Origin of the sequence: Neorhizobium sp. BETTINA12A (genome assembly GCF_023006485.1) — a bacterium.
GTDB lineage: Bacteria > Pseudomonadota > Alphaproteobacteria > Rhizobiales > Rhizobiaceae > Neorhizobium.
Window position 1 is genome coordinate 1 of record NZ_JALBGW010000094.1, and the last position, 18,634, is coordinate 18,634.

14 protein-coding genes are annotated in these 18,634 nt (G+C 59.2%); 10 read left to right on the forward strand and 4 right to left on the reverse strand.

Annotated features, from left to right (window positions below; all coding sequences use genetic code 11):
* From rfbG to MOV61_RS20045, 3 genes are all read right to left on the reverse strand, one after another.
* The coding region (gene rfbG / locus MOV61_RS20035; RefSeq protein WP_247137824.1) for a CDP-glucose 4,6-dehydratase at nt 1–646 on the reverse strand (646 nt) is incomplete at its 3' end.
* Nucleotides 628–1,401 (reverse strand): glucose-1-phosphate cytidylyltransferase, encoded by a 774-nt coding sequence (gene rfbF / locus MOV61_RS20040; RefSeq protein ID WP_038539757.1) that lies wholly within the window; start codon nt 1,399–1,401, stop codon nt 628–630. The genes rfbG and rfbF, both read right to left, overlap by 19 nt.
* A gap of 101 nt (nt 1,402–1,502) precedes the next feature.
* Entirely contained in the window at nt 1,503–2,750 is a 1,248-nt protein-coding gene (locus MOV61_RS20045) for a glycosyltransferase family 2 protein (RefSeq protein WP_038539760.1), read from the reverse strand.
* A gap of 325 nt (nt 2,751–3,075) precedes the next feature.
* On the opposite strand from MOV61_RS20045, the gene fliP reads away from it, so the two are divergent.
* Complete coding sequence (gene fliP / locus MOV61_RS20050; RefSeq protein WP_038548705.1) at nt 3,076–3,813, forward strand: flagellar type III secretion system pore protein FliP; 738 nt, start codon at nt 3,076–3,078, stop codon at nt 3,811–3,813.
* A 60-nt stretch (nt 3,814–3,873) separates the two neighbouring features.
* Here fliP and MOV61_RS20055 read toward each other — a convergent pair whose 3' ends face one another.
* Entirely contained in the window at nt 3,874–5,739 is a 1,866-nt protein-coding gene (locus MOV61_RS20055) for a glycosyl transferase (RefSeq protein WP_247137825.1), read from the reverse strand.
* Between the two features lie 403 nt (nt 5,740–6,142).
* Between MOV61_RS20055 and MOV61_RS20060 the strand changes: the two genes are divergently transcribed.
* The 9 genes from MOV61_RS20060 to MOV61_RS20115 all read left to right on the forward strand — a co-directional run bounded on the left by MOV61_RS20060 (nt 6,143) and on the right by MOV61_RS20115 (nt 18,556).
* Nucleotides 6,143–7,408, forward strand: coding sequence for a flagellin (locus MOV61_RS20060; RefSeq protein ID WP_038539762.1), 1,266 nt, complete (start codon nt 6,143–6,145; stop codon nt 7,406–7,408).
* 257 nt (nt 7,409–7,665) lie between these two features.
* Nucleotides 7,666–8,931 carry a flagellin gene (locus MOV61_RS30490; protein WP_309493824.1) on the forward strand — a complete coding sequence of 422 codons (1,266 nt, stop codon included), beginning with the start codon at nt 7,666–7,668 and terminating at the stop codon, nt 8,929–8,931.
* Between the two features lie 254 nt (nt 8,932–9,185).
* Entirely contained in the window at nt 9,186–10,454 is a 1,269-nt protein-coding gene (locus MOV61_RS30495) for a flagellin (protein WP_038539769.1), read from the forward strand.
* Between the two features lie 247 nt (nt 10,455–10,701).
* Nucleotides 10,702–11,970, forward strand: coding sequence for a flagellin (locus MOV61_RS30500; RefSeq protein WP_038539771.1), 1,269 nt, complete (start codon nt 10,702–10,704; stop codon nt 11,968–11,970).
* Between the two features lie 330 nt (nt 11,971–12,300).
* Complete coding sequence (locus MOV61_RS20095) at nt 12,301–13,590, forward strand: flagellin (protein WP_038539774.1); 1,290 nt, start codon at nt 12,301–12,303, stop codon at nt 13,588–13,590.
* A gap of 268 nt (nt 13,591–13,858) precedes the next feature.
* Nucleotides 13,859–14,500: a hypothetical protein gene (locus MOV61_RS20100; RefSeq protein ID WP_247137826.1), complete on the forward strand. Its 642-nt coding sequence runs from the start codon at nt 13,859–13,861 to the stop codon at nt 14,498–14,500.
* Complete coding sequence (locus MOV61_RS20105; RefSeq protein ID WP_038539781.1) at nt 14,497–15,819, forward strand: MotB family protein; 1,323 nt, start codon at nt 14,497–14,499, stop codon at nt 15,817–15,819. The genes MOV61_RS20100 and MOV61_RS20105 overlap by 4 nt, the downstream gene beginning before the upstream one ends.
* 2 nt (nt 15,820–15,821) lie before the next feature.
* Nucleotides 15,822–17,093, forward strand: a complete 1,272-nt coding sequence (gene motC / locus MOV61_RS20110) for a chemotaxis protein MotC (protein ID WP_247137827.1) — start codon at nt 15,822–15,824, stop codon at nt 17,091–17,093.
* Nucleotides 17,090–18,556 carry a flagellar hook-length control protein FliK gene (locus MOV61_RS20115; protein WP_247137828.1) on the forward strand — a complete coding sequence of 489 codons (1,467 nt, stop codon included), beginning with the start codon at nt 17,090–17,092 and terminating at the stop codon, nt 18,554–18,556. The genes motC and MOV61_RS20115 overlap by 4 nt, the downstream gene beginning before the upstream one ends.
* The last annotated feature ends 78 nt before the right edge of the window (nt 18,557–18,634 follow it).

Sequence of the window (18,634 nt, forward strand, 5' to 3'; positions counted from 1 at the left end):
CCGCGTCCGGCAGCAGACGGTCAGCCGACCAGTCGCCGCCGCCGATCACATTGCCGGCCCGGGCGCTGGCAACCGCCACGCCTTTTTCGCGCAGAAACGAATCGCGGTAGCTCGCAATGATAATCTCGGATGCGGCCTTGCTGGCGCTGTAGGGATCGTGCCCGCCGAGATGGTCCGTCTCCCGGTAAGGGAAGGCATGTTCGAGGTTGCGGTAGACCTTGTCCGTGGTGATCGCGACGACCACGCGCGCAGACGGCACCGACCTGACCGCCTCCAGCAGATTGGCGGTCCCGAGCACGTTGGTCGCGAACGTGCCAAGCGGATCCTGGTAGCTCGGGCGCACCAGTGCCTGAGCGCCGAGATGCATGACGATATCGGGGGAGGCGGAGCGCACCAGTTCGGCGAGCCTGGCCGCATCGCGGATATCCTGGAAATGACTTTCCTTGAGGTTAGGCCGCGCAAGCGCAAATAGGCTGGGCTGCGTTTCGGGCGGCAGAGCAATGCCGGTGACTTCGGCGCCGAGGCGACCGAGCCAGATCGAAAGCCACGCTCCCTTGAAGCCGGTATGCCCTGTCAGAACAACGCGTTTACCCGCCCAGAAACGGCGGTCCGGACGAGCCCCTCCGCTCACGGCCAGATTTTCCATGGCGCTTTTCCGGAAGCCCAGAGGTCTTCGAGCAGGTTCTTTTCGCGCAGCGTGTCCATCGGCTGCCAGAAGCCTTCGTGCTCGTAGGCCATTAGTTCGCCCATCGTGGCAAGGTCCGCCATCGGCGCGGATTCCCACGGAATGTTGTCGCCCTCGATGAGGTCGATGCATTTCGGCGAAAGCACGAAGAAACCGCCATTGATCATGCCGCCGTCGCCGCGTGGCTTTTCCACGAAGCCGGTAACCTGGTTGCCGGAGCGTTCGAGCGCGCCGTAGCGGCCCGGCGGATGGACGGCGGTAACCGTCGCGTTCCTGCCGTGCGAACGATGGAACTTGACGAGCTCGGTGATATTCACGTCGCTCAGACCGTCGCCATAGGTGAAGCAGAAGCTTTCCTCGTTGCGCAGGTATTCGGAGACGCGCTTCAGGCGGCCGCCGGTCATCGTCGCTTCGCCGGTATCGATCAGCGTGACTTTCCAAGGCTCGGCGGTGCGGCGATGGACCTGCTTTTCGTTATAGGCCATGTCGAAGGTGACGTCCGACATATGCAGGAAGTAATTCGCGAAATACTCCTTGATAACGTAGCCCTTGTATCCGCAGCAGATGATGAACTCGTTCACGCCATGGGCGGAATAGAGCTTCATGATGTGCCAGAGGATCGGCCGTCCGCCGATCTCGATCATCGGCTTCGGCTTGAGATGCGTCTCCTCGGAGATACGGGTTCCCAATCCACCGGCGAGAATTACAGCTTTCAATTCCGTCTCTCCGTAACTGACGCGCTATCCATTGAAACGACGACCGTCAGCAAGCCATGCAAGGGAGGCTTTCAAGCGATCGGGCTAAACGCCTTCGTCCGTTAGAGCAAAATGGTCTTGATCAGATCGTCCTGGCTGAACACGAGGTTCGGCAGGTAGCCCATTTCCACGAAACGGTCGCGCTCTTCCGGCAGGTGCACGAGGACTGCCGTATTATCAAGTTGTCGCGGCGTGGGGGCGGCCGGCTCGTCGATCATCTGCAGCCGCAAGGGGAAATCGACCCTGAAAAGCCGTTCCTTGATGGTGTCGATGTCATGAAACCCGTGAATGACGAGATTTTCGATGCCGGCGGTGACACTCACCTGCCACACGAGGATCTGCAGCGCCGTTGCCAGCAATCCGCCGTCCTTGAAGGACTGAACTTCCGGATGCTCGTCGAAGCCTCCGAAGACCATTCTCGTATAGACTTCGTACGCCTTCACGAATTCGCGCATGCCGACGAGCAGTCGCATCGAGACGGCCATTCGCTGCAGCGTGAAGTTTCTGCAAAGATGCTCCTGGGTCGCGCGTTCGTCGGGCGAGGTGCCGACCTTGCCGCGTTTGGACGCGAAATAGAGGAAATATTCCAGACCGCCGCGGTACTGGTCCCATCCGGTTGCCGCGATCTGAGCGCCCCCCTGGACGCGATCGCGTTCGACGCCGGATACGATGACCTGGCGATAGAAGGGCGTCTTGCGGAAAGCGATGTCGCCCTGGTCCAGGAAGTGGGCAAGCATGGGGAACGGGTAGAAGCAGATATCTCTCGGAACCCAAGCGGCCCGGAAAGCGCTGCTGCGATAGATGCCGATCTCAGGGAAGATGTGGCCCCTGAACATATAGTTGAAGACTTCGGCGAAGCTTTTCTGCGGGAAGACCTTGTCCTCGTTGACCGTGTAGAACAGCCCGCCCTCTACCTCGTTGATGCCGTCATACATCGCCCATGGTGCATGGCAGACCGTGATGTTCGGGTTTTCGTCGAGATAGGCAACGATATTGGCGACTTCCTGCGGGATCAGGCGATCGTCGTCCGCGAGATAGAGCATGTATTCGCCACGCCCCAGCCTGAGCGCGCTGTTCATGTTGGGGATCATCCCGACATTCTGCGCACCCCTGACGTAGCGGATCGGCATCCCCCGCTCGATGAACTCCTTGGCAACCGCACCCGTATTGTCTGTGGAGGCGTTGTCGGAAATGACGATTTCATAGGGGAAATCGAAGCGGAAATCGCGATGGCACCGTTCCAGGCAATCGTGCAGGTGTTTTTCACGGTTGTAGGTCGGAATGCAGATGCTGAGTTTAATGGAAGACACCGAATTTCCTCGATCTGATTTACTCGAACAAGCCCTTCCGGCTCGCCGCAGACGATTGACGTTCCGAAGCACCGGTGACTTGCCGAAGTGAGGAGCCTCACATTGCTGTTGGGCCTCTTTGCGGCTTTGAGCCATTCATAAGCTCACGCTATTCAACCAGACTTGCGCCAAGCTGAATGAAGGCCGCGTTCAGAAACCCAGGCCTTGTCGTTTGGTCAGGCTGGTGCGGCTTTCTGTGCACGAGCTTCGGGATGCGGCCTTGAGGTGTTGACCTGCGTTGGTCGGGATGACTATCGAAGGTGACGCAAAGGACCTTCGTGATCGCATGATTCGGCTGATCTTCCTGTTCGTCGCTCTGATCGCGGCACCCGGGCTCGCGCTCGCCCAGCAATCGCCCGCGGATCTTCTCAATCTGCCGGTCGATGGTTCCGCAGCCGCGTGGATCATCCGAACCTTCGGGTTGTTGACGGTTCTTTCCGTCGCCCCCGGCATTCTGATCATGGTCACGAGCTTTCCGCGGTTCGTGATCGCCTTTTCGATCCTGCGCTCCGGCATGGGTCTGTCGACCGCGCCGTCGAACATGATATTGGTCTCGATGGCGCTGTTCATGACGTTTTATGTGATGTCGCCCACCTTCGACAGGGCCTGGAACGAGGGCGTCCAGCCGCTTCTTCAGAACAGGGTCACGGAGGCTGAGGCGGTTCAGCGGATCGCGGAACCGTTCCGGGTTTTCATGTCGGCCAATACGCGCGACAAGGATCTGCAGCTTTTCGTCGAAATCGCCCGGGAACGAAATCAGTCGGTCGGCACGCCGCAGGCGATCGACTACCGCGTCCTCGTCCCCGCCTTCATGCTCTCGGAAATCAGGCGCGGTTTCGAGATCGGCTTCCTGATCATCCTGCCGTTTCTGGTCATCGACATGATCGTCGCGGCAATCACCATGGCGATGGGCATGATGATGCTGCCGCCGACGTCGATCTCGCTGCCCTTCAAGATCCTTTTCTTTGTCCTGATCGATGGCTGGAATCTGCTGGTCGGCAGCCTGGTTCGTTCCTTCAATTAACTGGCAGCAGGGCTGCGGAAATGGAAACGGCGGGGGTTCCCCGCCGTTTCCATGCGCATATCAGTTCTTGCGTGCGCTGAAGGGGGCTTCCCGCGGCGGTAGGGCCGGAACGCTGAAGTGGTCGGGCTTGATCTTGGCCTTCGCCTTCTCGGCCATCATCGTGTAGGCGGTTTCGAGATGCCGGCAATACCGTTCGGCGTCGAACAGCGGGTGCGTGAAGCGGTTTGCCTCGAGCCGTTTCCGGACCTCTTTGAGCTCCTCGCGGTTGTTGTAGTAATGGACCGCGCGGCGAACGAAATCATCCTGATCCTCGGCGACCATTTCCGGCAGGCCGAGCGCATTCAGCAGGCTTTCGCTGACCCGGGATGCAAAATTCTTGCCCTTGTGGGTCAGCATCGGAAGTCCGGCCCACAGCTTTTCGGAGGTCGTCGTGTGGCCGTTATACGGATAGGTGTCGAGACCGAGATCCGTCAGGCCGATACGGTTGATATAGGCCGCATAGTTGTTGACGCGATCGCCGAATATCAAGCGGCTCTCGGGGATTCCCGCCTCCGCAAAGGCCTTGATCAGGTTCTTTCGAGCACCGAACCGTTCGCGGCAGATCAGGAATAGATAGCTCTCCGGCGTTTCCTTGAGGACGCGGACCCAGAGGTCGATGGTTGCTGGCGTGAATTTCCAGTGGCTGTGGAAACACGAGAAGATGAAGGCGTCCTGTGGCATGTCGCAGAGTGCCCGATCGATCGGCTGCGGCATCGGGCGGTGGACCGCTTCGTTCGGGAAGAACGTCTCGGGCATCCAGCAGATCTTCTCGTAATAATGCGGGAACGAGCTTTCCGGCACCACCGTGCTGTCTGCGATGAGATAGTCGATATCCACGTTGACGACAGTGCCCGGATAGCCGAGCCAGGTCGCATGTACGGGCGCAGCTGGCCGGTTCATCACGAATACCCTGTTTTCTGCAGTGTGCCCCTGCAGGTCGACCAGGATGTCGATGTTTTCGGCCTTGATAGCCTCGGCTGCTTCGTCGTCCGTCATGTTGCGAACCCTGACGACCCTGCCCCATTCCTCGCGGATGGCGTTGTTGTCGTTACGCAGGCGTTCGGGAGGGGCGTTGCAGAAGAGGGTGATTTCGAAACGGCTTCTGTCGTGCGATTCCAGTATGCCGCGCAGCGCCTTCATGACGGCGTGTTCCGTCCAAAGGTCGGCCGAGAGATAGCCTATGCGCAGTTTGCTGCCCCAGCGATGCGGCATGTTGTGCCTTTTCGAGGCGGCGTTTTTGGGCTTTCTCTCGCCCATTCTGGAGCCCGCGATGGCGTTCGTCTTTTCATCGTCGCACCAGCGCAGATTGAAGAGAGATACTTCGTCTGCGATAGCTTCGAATTCGCCCCGGGCAATTTCCTCTAGCTGGATCGGCTCGTATTTCCGCAGCACATCGTAGTCGAGGCTGTCCCGCATCGCCGAAAGGTAGAAATTGCGCACGATGCGGTCTTCGGGATCTCTTTCAAAGATCTCGAGAATGCACTTGTTCTCTTCGTCGCTGCGTTCCTGAAGCTTGATCGAGCGGGCAGCAAGGTGCCGGTGTGTCGGTTCGTCGCTTCTTGCAAGTGTATTGCGAAATGCTTGGGCGCCGTCCAGTTCCTGGCGCATGAGAGCGCCGGACATCAGAACTGCCATATCGGGATCAGCGATCGCCTCTTTGAGAATGCGTGCGCCGAGGCGAAGGACGCTGATGTCGTCGTTATTGGAGAAATGAAGCCGCATGGCTTCGCGCAGATATTTGAGCTTATGGGGGGATTCCATGCCCCCGGCAAGTTGGAACGCCTGGGCTGCCTCGGTCTTCATCTTGAGCTTCAACAGAGTTGCGCCCAGGAGCGCGTAGTGCCTCGGATCCTTGTGAACATCCAGCAGCTTGTTCAGGATGCCCAATACATCGTGATATTCTTTTTTGTCGAAGTGATTTTGCGCTGCGACGTATTGCCGTTGTATCTTCAGGGGTTTCAAGGCTTCCCGCTCCAGTAAAGTTGTGCCGGCGTCCCGGCAAATCGGCTTCACCGCGCATCGTGGCAAGCCAAGCTTGCATGAAGCCGACCTCGCAGAAGCGGAATTTTCGTCAATCTTTCATTAATCATATCGGTCGAACGCCTTTTAGCTCCCATCGCTGTTTAAAGAACTTAGAAAGGAAATGCTGCGAGATTTGCCTCACACGACGGGTTTGGTGTTCCTTCAGATTGAAGAGACCGAGTTGGCATGATGCCGGACCGAAGTGCCGGTAAAATATACAGTCCGGTATGTCCCCCTCCAGGTATTTCGTTCAAAGGGACAATCAACTATGGCTAGCATTCTCACCAACGTGTCGGCGATGGCCGCGCTTCAGACGCTGCGCGGCATCAGCAACGACATGGAATCCACGCAGAGCCGAGTTTCCTCGGGCCTGCGCGTCGGCTCTGCTTCCGACAACGCTGCCTATTGGTCGATCGCGACCACCATGCGGTCCGACAAGGGCTCGCTCTCCACGGTCCAGGACGCCCTCGGCCTCGGCGCTGCCAAGGTCGACACTGCCTATTCCGCCATGGAATCGGCAATCGACGTCGTCAAGGAAATCAAGAACAAGCTGGTTGCCGCCGCTGAACCGGGCGTCGACAAGTCCAAGGTCCAGGAAGAAATCACCCAGCTGCAGAGCCAGCTGAAGAGCATCGCTTCCTCCGCGTCGTTCTCCGGCGAAAACTGGCTGCAGGCCGAAATCGGCGGTTCGCAGAGCGCCACCACGGGCGTCCTCTACGCTTCGAGCGAAATCACCAAGCAGCTGGTCGGCTCGTTCGTTCGTGACAGCGACGGCAACGTCTCGGTCAAGACCGTCAACGTGGTACTCGACGAGCAGAACGTCCTGTTCGACTTGAGCGGCGGCCGCGGCGGTCTTCTCGACGCCAACGCTCTCAATGGTTTCCGCGCCATCAACTTCGATGACGGCACGACAAACCACAAGGAATACTTCGGCAAGATCAACACGTCTTCCTACTACGCAACCAACGCTGTCTGGAAGGACATCGGCGGCGGCGTCTTCATGAAGGGCGATACCAACGGCGTCTATTCGTCGGGTTCCAACGGTACCTACCTGATGAAGGTCGGCGGTGCTTACATCGATGCCGTCTACACCACCAAGGGCTACGACTTCTCGGCTGGTGCGACTGCAACGAGCGGCATCAAGTATGGAGCGGACGTCTCGGTTTCCGACCTCGACATCACCAAGCTCAAGGACTATCGCGACTCCAACGGGGCGAGCTACCTCGGTCTCGGTACAAAGGCCAGCGATGAAGACCTCATGGCTGCACTGACCTCGTTCGTCGACGGTCAGCTGGAATCGATGAGCAGCGCCGCTGCCAAGCTCGGTGCGGTATCGAAGCGTATCGATATGCAGTCCGACTTCGTCTCGAAGCTGACGGACTCGATCGACAAGGGTATCGGCCGACTGGTGGATGCCGACATGAACGAAGAGTCGACCAAGCTCAAGGCACTGCAGACCCAGCAGCAGCTGGCGATCCAGTCGCTTTCGATCGCCAACTCCGACTCGCAGAACATCCTGTCGCTCTTCCGTTAATCGGAACTGGAAATATGGCGCGGAGGCTAACCGCGCCATTGACCTCAGAAAAAAGGGCCGCGTCCGAATTCGGACGCGGCCCTTTTGTTTTTCCGGTTCGCTTCAATGTTCCTTAATCATATTGCGGTTATCTTGAGCCATCGAAACGGTGAGTTAACCAAGAAAATTAAATGGTTAACAAGCATGACGCTGTCCGCTGTTCCCGGTGAATTCCGGAATGTCCCTTCCTGCAAGTAGCCATTCAAGGGGCAATCAATATGACTAGCATTCTTACCAACATTGCGGCGATGGCCGCGCTTCAGACTCTGCGTGGTATCGGTTCCGACATGGAATCCACGCAGAGCCGGGTTTCCTCGGGCCTGCGCGTCGGAACCGCATCTGACAACGCTGCCTACTGGTCGATCGCGACCACCATGCGTTCCGACAAGGGCGCCCTTTCGACGGTCCAGGACGCCCTCGGCCTCGGCGCTGCCAAGGTCGACACTGCCTATTCCGCCATGGAATCGGCAATCGACGTCGTCAAGGAAATCAAGAACAAGCTGGTTGCAGCTTCCGAACCGGGCGTCGACAAGTCCAAGGTCCAGGAAGAAATCACCCAGCTGCAGAGCCAGCTGAAGAGCATCGCTTCCTCCGCTTCGTTCTCCGGCGAAAACTGGCTGCAGGCCGAAATCGGCGGTTCGCAGAGCGCCACCACGGGCGTCATCTACGCCTCGAGCGAAATCACCAAGCAGCTGGTCGGTTCGTTCGTTCGTGACGGCGACGGCAACGTCTCGGTCAAGACCATCAACGTTGTTCTCGACGAGCAGAACGTCCTGTTCGACCTGAGCGGCGGCCACGGCGGTCTTCTCGACGCCAACGCCCTCAACGGTTTCCGCGCCATCAACTTCGACGACGGCACGACCAACCACAAGGAATACTTCGGCAAGATCAACACGTCTTCCTACTACGCAACCAACGCTGTCTGGAAGGACATCGGCGGCGGCGTCTTCATGAAGGGCGATACCAACGGCGTCTATTCGTCGGGTTCCAACGGTACCTACCTGATGAAGGTCGGCGGTGCTTACATCGATGCCGTCTACACCACCAAGGGCTACGACTTCTCGGCTGGTGCGACTGCAACGGCCGGCATCAAGTACGGAACTGACATCTCGGTTTCCGACCTCGACATCACCAAGCTCAAGGACTATCGCGACTCCAGCGGCGTCAGCTACCTTGGCCTCGGTACCAGAGCCAGCGACGAAGACCTCATGGCTGCACTGACCTCGTTCGTCGATGGTCAGCTGGAAGCAATGAACAGCGCGACTGCCAAGCTCGGTGCTGTTTCGAAGCGTCTTGATCTGCAGACGGACTTCGTCTCGAAGCTGACGGACTCCATCGACAAGGGTGTCGGCCGACTGGTGGATGCCGACATGAACGAAGAGTCGACCAAGCTCAAGGCACTGCAGACCCAGCAGCAGCTGGCGATCCAGTCGCTTTCGATCGCCAACTCCGACTCGCAGAACATCCTGTCGCTCTTCCGTTAATCGGAACTGGAAATATGGCGCGGAGGCTGACCGCGCCATGGATCCAAAAAGAGGCCGCGTCCGAATTCGGACGCGGCTTTTTCATTTTCTTAATTCGCTTCAATCTTCATTAACCATATTGGGTTTACCTAGGATCATCGAAACAGTGAGTTAACCAAGAAAATTAAATGGTTAACAAGCATGACGCTGTGCGCTGTTCCCGGTGAAATCCGGGATGTCCCTTTTCGTAATCAGCCACTCAAGGGGCACCTAAAATGACTAGTATTCTTACCAACATCGCAGCTATGTCTGCTCTCCAAACTTTGCGCGGCATCGCGTCCGACATGGAATCCACGCAGAGCCGGGTTTCCTCGGGCCTGCGCGTCGGAACCGCCTCCGACAACGCCGCCTACTGGTCGATCGCGACCACCATGCGGTCCGACAATGGTGCGCTCTCGGCAGTTCAAGACGCCCTCGGCCTCGGCGCTGCCAAGGTCGACACTGCCTATTCCGCCATGGAATCGGCAATCGACGTCGTCAAGGAAATCAAGAACAAGCTGGTTGCAGCTTCCGAACCGGGCGTCGACAAGTCCAAGGTCCAGGAAGAAATCACCCAGCTGCAGAGCCAGCTGAAGAGCATCGCTTCCTCCGCTTCGTTCTCCGGCGAAAACTGGCTGCAGGCCGAAATCGGCGGTTCGCAGAGCGCCACCACGGGCGTCATCTACGCCTCGAGCGAAATCACCAAGCAGCTGGTCGGTTCGTTCGTTCGCGACGGCGACGGCAACGTCTCGGTCAAGACCGTCAACGTTGTTCTCGACGAGCAGAACGTTCTGTTCGACCTGAGCGGCGGTCGCGGAGGTCTTCTCGACGCCAACGCCCTCAACGGTTTCCGCGCCATCAACTTCGACGACGGCACGACAAACCACAAGGAATATTTCGGCAAGATCAACACGTCTTCCTACTACGCGACCAACGCTGTCTGGAAGGACATCGGCGGCGGCGTCTTCATGAAGGGCGATACCAACGGCGTCTATTCGTCGGGTTCCAACGGTACCTACCTGATCAAGGTCGGCGGTGCTTACATCGATGCCGTCTACACCACCAAGGGTTACGACTTCTCGGCTGGCGCGACTGCTACCGGCGGCATCAAGTACGGAACTGACGTCTCGGTTTCCGACCTCGACATCACCAAGCTCAAGGATTATCGCGACTCCAGCGGCGTCAGCTACCTTGGCCTCGGTACGAAGGCGACTGACGAAGACCTCATGGCCGCGCTGACCTCGTTCGTCGACGGTCAGCTGGAATCGATGGCGAGTGCGGCTGCCAAGCTCGGGGCTGTTTCGAAGCGCCTCGAGATGCAGACGGACTTCGTCTCCAAGCTGACGGACTCGATCGACAAGGGTGTCGGCCGACTGGTGGATGCCGACATGAACGAAGAGTCGACCAGGCTCAAGGCACTGCAGACCCAGCAGCAGCTGGCGATCCAGTCGCTTTCGATCGCCAACTCCGACTCGCAGAACATCCTGTCGCTCTTCCGTCAGTAAGACGCGCAGATATCGCATCAAGGAGCCGCGCCCTTCCCGGGCGCGGCTTTTTTTATGCCCCGGTAGTTTTTGTTAACTTTCGTAAATACCGTTTAACCTTTGTTAACCATTTCCACCTTAACTGAGCTCATCGAAACGATGGGTTAACCAAGACGAAGAAGAGGTTAACAGGCATCAGGCCAAGCCAACGTTCACCGGTGTGATCCCGGAAATGTCCCTTCCATCTAGCCAATCAAGGGGCAATCAAATGACCAGCATTCTTACCAATGTAGCAGCCATGGCTGCACTCCAGACTCTGCGCAATCTCGATGGTCAGATGCAGACCACCCAGAGCCGGGTTTCCTCCGGCCTGCGCGTCGGTACCGCGTCCGACAACGCTGCCTACTGGTCGATCGCGACCACCATGCGTTCCGACAACGGTGCGCTTTCCGCTGTGCAGGACGCACTCGGTCTCGGCGCTGCCAAGGTCGATACGGCCTATTCCGCAATGGAAAGCGTTGTCGACGTCGTCAAGGAAATCAAGAACAAGCTCGTTACCGCCTCTGAAGCAGGCGTCGACAAGTCGAAGATCCAGGCAGAAATCTCGCAGCTCCAGGATCAGCTGAAAAGCATCACATCCTCCGCCTCGTTCTCCGGTGAAAACTGGCTGCAGGCAGAAGTCGGTGGCGCCACGAACGCCACTACAGGCCTCATTTATGCGGCCAACCCGGTCGTCAAGCAGGTTGTCAGCTCGTTCATCCGTGATCCGGACGGCAATGTTGCGGTCAAATCGGTGGATGTCGTCCTGAACGAAACGAATGTTCTGTTCGACTTGAGCGGCGGCCATGCCGGTCTGCTCGACGGCAATTCCTACAGCGGCTTCCGCTCGATCAACTACGACGACGGCACGACCAATCACAAGGAATACTTCGGCAAGATCAATACAGCCGCGATATACGCAACGGACGCGATCTGGAAGGATGTTGGCGGCGGCGTCTACATGAAGGGCGATACCAACGGCGTCTATACCTCGGGTTCCAGCGGCACCTACCTCATCAAGATCGGTGGCGCCTATATCGACGCCATCTACACCACCAAGGGCTACGACTACTCGGCCGGTGCGACCGCAACGGGCGGTATCAAATACGCCGCCAACGTTTCGATCTCCGAACTGAATATCACCAAGCTGGACGATTACCGCAATTCCAACGGTGTCAGTTACCTCGGCATGGGGACCAAGGCCACCGACGCGGACCTCATGGGGGCCCTCAACTCCTTCGTCGACGGCCAGCTCGAAGCGCTTATCAGCGCTACCGCAAAACTCGGGTCGATCTCCAAGCGTATTGATATGCAGTCCGACTTCGTCTCCAAGCTGACCGACTCCATCGACAAGGGTATCGGCCGATTGGTGGATGCGGACATGAGCGAAGAGTCGACCAAGCTCAAGGCACTGCAGACCCAGCAGCAGCTGGCGATCCAGTCGCTTTCGATCGCCAACTCCAGTTCCGAGAATATTCTGTCGCTGTTCCGTCAGTAAGCGGCGCTCTAGGCTAGGAGCGGTTCGTCCCGCTCTGACGTGGCAGCAAGTATTCCGGAAAAGAAGACCGCGTCTCGAAAGGGACGCGGTTTTTCCGCATTTTGGCGCGTGGCTTGCGCGAAACCTGCACGGTTGTCGGATACCGCCGTTAAGACTTCATTAACATCTTGCCAATCCACAATTGCCTTTGCTAACTGTCGACTTAACGATTTGTTAAGAACGACAGACCGCCCGCATTCTGTGATGCTGAGTGGCGGTACGCATGATGCCTCTCGTCGTTTCCGGTGAAAATACCCCGGATTTCCAGAATATTTGACCGAGGCACGGCCTATGACCAGTATCCTGACCAATCCCGCCGCTATGGCTGCCCTGCAGACGCTGCGCTCGATCGACCGCAGTATGGAAGTGACCCAGGCGCGGGTTTCCTCGGGCATGCGTGTCCAGACGGCAGCCGACAATGCCGCCTATTGGTCGATCGCAACGACGATGCGGTCGGACAATCACGCGCTTTCGACGATCCAGGACGCGCTTGGTCTCGGGGCCGCCAAGGTCGATACGGCCTACACGGCGATGGAAAGTGCGATCGACACCGTCGTCGAAATCAAGTCCAAGATCGTTGCTGCCTATGGCGTCGGCGCCAATCGCGGCAAGATCCAGGAAGAAATCGCCCAGCTCCAGGAACAGCTGAAGAGCATCTCGGACTCAGCGACCTTCTCCGGCGAGAACTGGCTTCAGGATTATATCAGCGACGGCGGTACGAACGCCCAGGAACGGCCGGTCATCAAACAGGTCGTCGCGTCGTTCACCCGCACCGCTTCCGGCGATGTCGCGGTCAAGACCGTCGATTATACGCTCGATTCCAAAACCGTCCTTTTCGACCTCAATGGCGGCAATCTCGGGATCTTGGATTCGTCCGTCAAGTTCGTTGCCGAGAGCGAGACGCCCGTCGATATTGCCACGAGCAACGGCACGATGGGCGCGACCAACGCATCCTACGCCGTCTCGTTCCTGACGGAAAGCCAGCTGACGGCACTCGGTGCCGACACGAATACAATCGATACGAGCATCTATGCCGTCGGCGGTAATTTCTATCTGAAGGTCGCCGAAGGCAAATGGGCACAAGTCACGACGACCGATCCGGCGACGGCGCCCGCGGTAACCACGCCGGCACATGATGACGGCACGACAAAATATTACTTCGTCGTCACTGCCGCGAACAATCTCAACAATCGAAAACTTGGGATGTCCGTCACCAATCTCGACATCAACAAGCTGAATGATCTCGTGGTGAAGATGAACACGATGGTCCCTGGCTCGGCGCCGAACACGGATGCCGTGCTCGATATGATGGAGCGGTTCCTCGACAAACAGCTTTTGGCCATGACCAGTGCTGCTTCGAGCCTTGGTTCGATCCAGAAGCGCATCGATTTGCAGGAGAGCTTTGTGGCCTCGCTGACGGACGTGATCGACAAGGGTGTCGGCCGGTTGGTCGATGCGGACATGAACGAAGAGTCGACCCGTCTGAAGGCGCTCCAGACCCAGCAGCAACTCGGCATTCAGTCGCTTCAGATCGCCAACAGCAACGCCGAAAACATCCTGCAGTTGTTCCGGCAGGGGTAAGATTGAGCGGCGCCGGTCACTCCGTCGCCCGATAATACTCGGCCGGACCTGTCCGCGAGGTTCGAGGCGATACGGCATCTTCATCCTCGCGCAAGTTTAACTTCCTACCGTTCCGTTAAAGTCCGGCGAAGTGTCTTGTGTCGCCGAGGACAGATGAATGGCAACCTTGTCGGGATGATACGATGATTGCAGCGGTGACGATTTGCGCTTTCGGGAGGCTCATGACGAGCCCCGCACGAAAGGCGACGGCAGGGCGGGGGGGCTCACGATGAGTGCTTCGATCGCCCGCTATCTGAAGGATTTCAGCGAGCCGCAGACCCTGCCTTTATCCCTGTCGGCCGAGGGTTTCGGCGATGGTCTCGAAGACGATCTGGCATTTCCCGCCATGGTCGAAGAACCAATCGATATTGAAGCCGAGCGCACCGAGGCTTATGCGAAGGGTCACGAGGCAGCGTCGGAGGAACTTCAGCAGCGTTTTGACGAAGAGCGGCAAGCGCTTTTGGCCGCACATGCGCAGGAAATCGCAGCGCTGCACGAAAAATATGAGACCGAAGTGGCTACGACGATCTCGATGGGCCTTCAGGACATTGCCGGGCTGACGGCGCAGGCCGTCAGCGACCAGACGGCACGGATCCTGTCGCCCCTCCTCGACGAAGCGCTGGTCGCCAAGGCGATCTCCGACATGGCCGACATCATCCGCAGCGCCATGCTCGAGGGCGACGTCGGCACATTGACGGTTCGCGGTCCGGTGCATCTGTTCGAAAAACTGAAAACTGCGCTTGGAGCGCCCACCCAACTCCTGCGCCATATCGAAGCGCCTGACCTCGATATTGCGGTCGACATCGGCGAAACCGCCCTTGTGACCCGCATGTCTGCGTGGTTGGCGGGTCTGAAGAAGGTATTGGGATGAGCGAAGGCGAAAACCATCACCACGGCAAGAACGAGGTCGTCATCGTCAAGCGACATGGCGGCGCACACGACGAAGGCGTCCATGGTGGCGCCTGGAAGATCGCCTATGCCGACTTCATGACTGCGATGATGGCGTTTTTCCTCGTCATGTGGCTGGTCAACGCCGCCAACGAGGAGACGAAGGCCTCGATGGCGAGCTATTTCAACCCGATCAAGCTTTCCGACGAGACTCCGGCCTCCAAGGGATTGGAAAAGCCGGTCGATGCGGCCGAGGGTCAGGAGAAGGGCGAGAAGTCGAAGGTCAAGGCGGAGGGTGACGTTCAGGGCTCCGCGGCAGCGACCGGCGAGGACATGACCTCGACGTCCGGCGACGAACCCAATTATTCCGAAGCGGATTTCTTCGAAAATCCCTATTCCGTTCTTGCCGAAATTGCCCAGCAGGTTGGCCAGCAGGCCAATGTCAGCGCCAAGGGCGAGGGCGGCGCCAGTGACTCGGGCCCCGCGACCGGTGCCGACGGCGGTCAGGCCTATCGCGATCCGTTCGATCCGGACTTTTGGACCAAACAGATGCAGGTGACCCGCGCCGACGGACCTGAAAAAGCCGTCAAGACCACGGCGAGCGACGATCCGTTGGCCCAGATGGGGCAGGCGCCGCAATATCAGCAGGCCCCGCAGTCCACGGAAGCCAAGACACAGCTGCAACAGACCCAGATGGCTGTCGCCATCCCGACTCCGCGCCCGGATCCGACCCAGCTGGACAAGCCTCAGACGCCGTCGGGCGCCGAGGCCGTGAAACCGGCCAATCTCAAGGGCCAGAAGCCGGAGGATGGCGCGAAGGCGGAACAAGTGGCCGAGCTGAAGGCTGCCGACGAGCTGAAGAAGGAAATCCAGCAGCAGATTTCCGGCATTGCCGGCAAGCTGGCGGAAGGTCTCGTCGTAACGCCTGCGGAAGGCGGTCTGCTCGTCTCGATTTCGGACCAGACCGACGATCCGATGTTTAATATCGGTTCGGCCGTACCGCGTCGCGAAATGGTGCTGGCAATGGAGAAGATCGGCCAGATCCTCAAGGACCGCAAGGGCAGTATCGTCCTGCGCGGACACACCGACGGCCGTCAGTTCAAGGGCACCGAGAACGACAACTGGCGTCTTTCCATGTCCCGCGCTCACAGCGCCTACTACATGCTGGTGCATGGCGGCCTGGCGGAGGATCGTATCAAGCAGGTTTCCGGCTTCGCCGACAGGCGCCTGCAGGTCCCGGCGGATCCGCTCGCCGCGGGCAATCGGCGTATCGAAATCCTGATCGGGTCGGACGAGGGATAGTGATGGCTGTGGGCATAAAGTCCTTAGTTGCGGCTGGCCTCGTGCTCGGGATCGCGCTCGCGCCTGCGGCATTGGCTCAGGATCGTGCGGACCTTGCGCCCTATGCGATGCTCAGGTCCCTGCAGTTCGTGCAGGATTCCGTTGTGCTCGGCGACCACTCGGCCGCCGAAATGCAACGCTTCATGCTGGAAACGATCGATCAGCGCCTGCGGACTGCCGACCCGTCGGTCTTCGAGGATCCGCGCAATGTCGACGCTGCGTTGGTCTATGCCATGAGCGGCGGCAATCCCGCGACGCTCGAATATCTCGCCTCGCGCGACGTTGCGGGCAATTTCGACAATCGCGTTGCCGACGGGCTGAGAAAGTATCTCGGCGGCCGCGGGACGCTGATCGAAAAAAGTCTGAGCGAAATGGCCAAGGAATATCGCGACGAGAAGATCGGCCCCTACCTTTCGCTCGTCAGCGGAAACGTGATGGTCGCCAAGGATCCGAAGGGCGCTTTGGTCTTTTATGACTGGGCGCGCTTGACCGCGCCGGGCACGATCATCGAGGAAGCCGCTTTGCGCCGATCGGTCGCGATCACCGTCGATGCCAACATGGTGGCACAGGCGCTCTCCTATTCACGCAAATACGCGCGGCGTTTCATCCATTCGCCCTATGCCAGCCAATTCGCCGATTTCTTCGTGCAGTTGGTCGTCGGCCACTTCGGTGAGATCACGCAGGACGATATCGACGGAGCGGTGGAATTCATGGACGCCGACCGGCGTCGTGAGATTTTCCTGCGCATCGCTCGCTCGGCGGCAATCGCCGGCAAGAACGATCTTGCGCGCCTCGCCTCCGCAAAGGCCGAAACACTCGCCAAAAGTCCGACGCCCGAGGCGCTCGCGAAGCTTTACGGCGGATTTGCCAATATCCCTACCAAGGACATCGGGCAGGCCATCCAGGCGATAGCCGACGTTCCCGAGGAAACTCTTTCGCCGCGTGACCGCGCATTGAGGCAGGCGGCAAAAACAGTGGCAGAGCAGGTCGTTAGCCGGCCCGTCGCCGACAGCCTCGCACAAGATAAAGCTATCAAACTGACTAATACAGAAGACGCGAAATCTCCAGTCGCGTTGCCCAGGAATGAGATCGCTGGGCCTGCCTCCGCCACGGAACGTCCGATGGCCGGCACCGCTGCCAAATTCGATCCGGCCTTCCAGACATTCGTCGATAGCGGTCGTTCGAAATTGAGTGCTATCGACGCAATGCTGAAGGAGGAGAACGCTTCCAAATGATTACAGACATTCTTGGTGGTGGTAAGACTGGCGCGGCCGATGCGGCTTCGTCCACGAAGCAGGGTGTTGCCGGTCGCAAAGGCGCCGATGGTTCCTCTGGGTTCTCCGACGCTCTTTCCGGTTTTGACCGCGATGCATCTCCGAACAATAAGGACGTACCGGAGGAGGGCGCTCGCGCGTCTTCTGCGGAAGAGCGCATGGCCGGCGACGTGAAGCATGGCAAGCCAAAGCCGATCATCGACATCAAACCGGAATCACTCCGTCGCCCGATCGAGGAGACGGAAGAAACCGCAGGCGCTCTGAAGCAGGCCGCTGCGAACGGGCCCAAGGAAAAGCAGGTGACCCCTGCCGAGAAAAAGCTTCGCGAGGCCCTGGAGGCCGCGAAAGCCGTCGCGCGGAAGTCGGACGAGGTTCAGGGCAAGCGCGCCGCCAGATCCGAAAAGGCTGCGGCGACGGAGACGGACGGCAGTGAAGATCTCGACCTCTCCATGCTGGTCGCAGACGATGCCAAGATCACCGACATGCTCTCGCTTTTGACGAGCGGCGAAACGAGCGTCGGCGAGATCAGCGCGATGATATCGAAGAATGCGTCCGGGCAGCAGCCGAACAAGCGGGCAAAAGGTCAGGACGGTAGCGGGCACGAAGGCGATGCTCTTGCCGTCAAGGATGCCAAGCACGCCGGCGTGCGGAGTGAGGCGGACGGTGATCCGCTTTCGACGCCGGTGGATACCGACACGAGCGCTCCCGGCACCCGTGTCTTCCGTTTCAGCAATGCACGTGGCGACCAGCATGTCGATATGACTGTCGGTGGTCGAGGCGAACGCGGCGCCATGGAGCCCAGAGTGCCGTCGAACGGGGTCGCGGAAAACGTTACAGTGCTCGACGCGCGCCGGTTCCTCGGGCTCGCACAGAATTCGAACGGCGCGAATCTCACGGCGATGTTGTCGGGTGACCCGGAATGGGCCGGCGCCATGAGCCCCAGTTCGGCTCTTTCGAATGCCGCTGCGCAAAGCAGCACCGGCACTGTCGTCAACACGCTGAAGCTGCAGATGAACCCGCACGATCTCGGCGCGGTGACGGCCATGCTGCGGCTTCACGGCGAGGAGCTGAATGTTCATCTCACCGTCGAGACGCGGGCGGCCTACAGGCAGCTCAGCGAGGACAGCGGCGGTATTCTCGATGCGCTGCGTGCGCAGGGCTTTGCCGTCGATCAGGTGACCATCAGCATCGCGCCGACGGCAGATTCCGACGGTACCAGCAGCCAGCAGGGGCAACCAGGCCAGACGGGTCAGCAGGCCATGGCCGAAGGCGGGCGCCAAGGCCAGGCTGCCGGCCGTGGCCAGCAGCAGAATGGGGAGCGCCAGGCCGCCGATCAGGGGACGAGAAATGCAAATGACGCGGCATCGGACAATGTGGCGGGGACCGCTCCTGGCGGCGCTCGTCCTGGTCAGCTCTACCTTTGACGCCGACGCCGGGTCGCTCTTCAGTTCTGGAGGTTGGGGAACGCAGCAGGGCGCTGCTGCGCCCGCCGCACCTCCGAG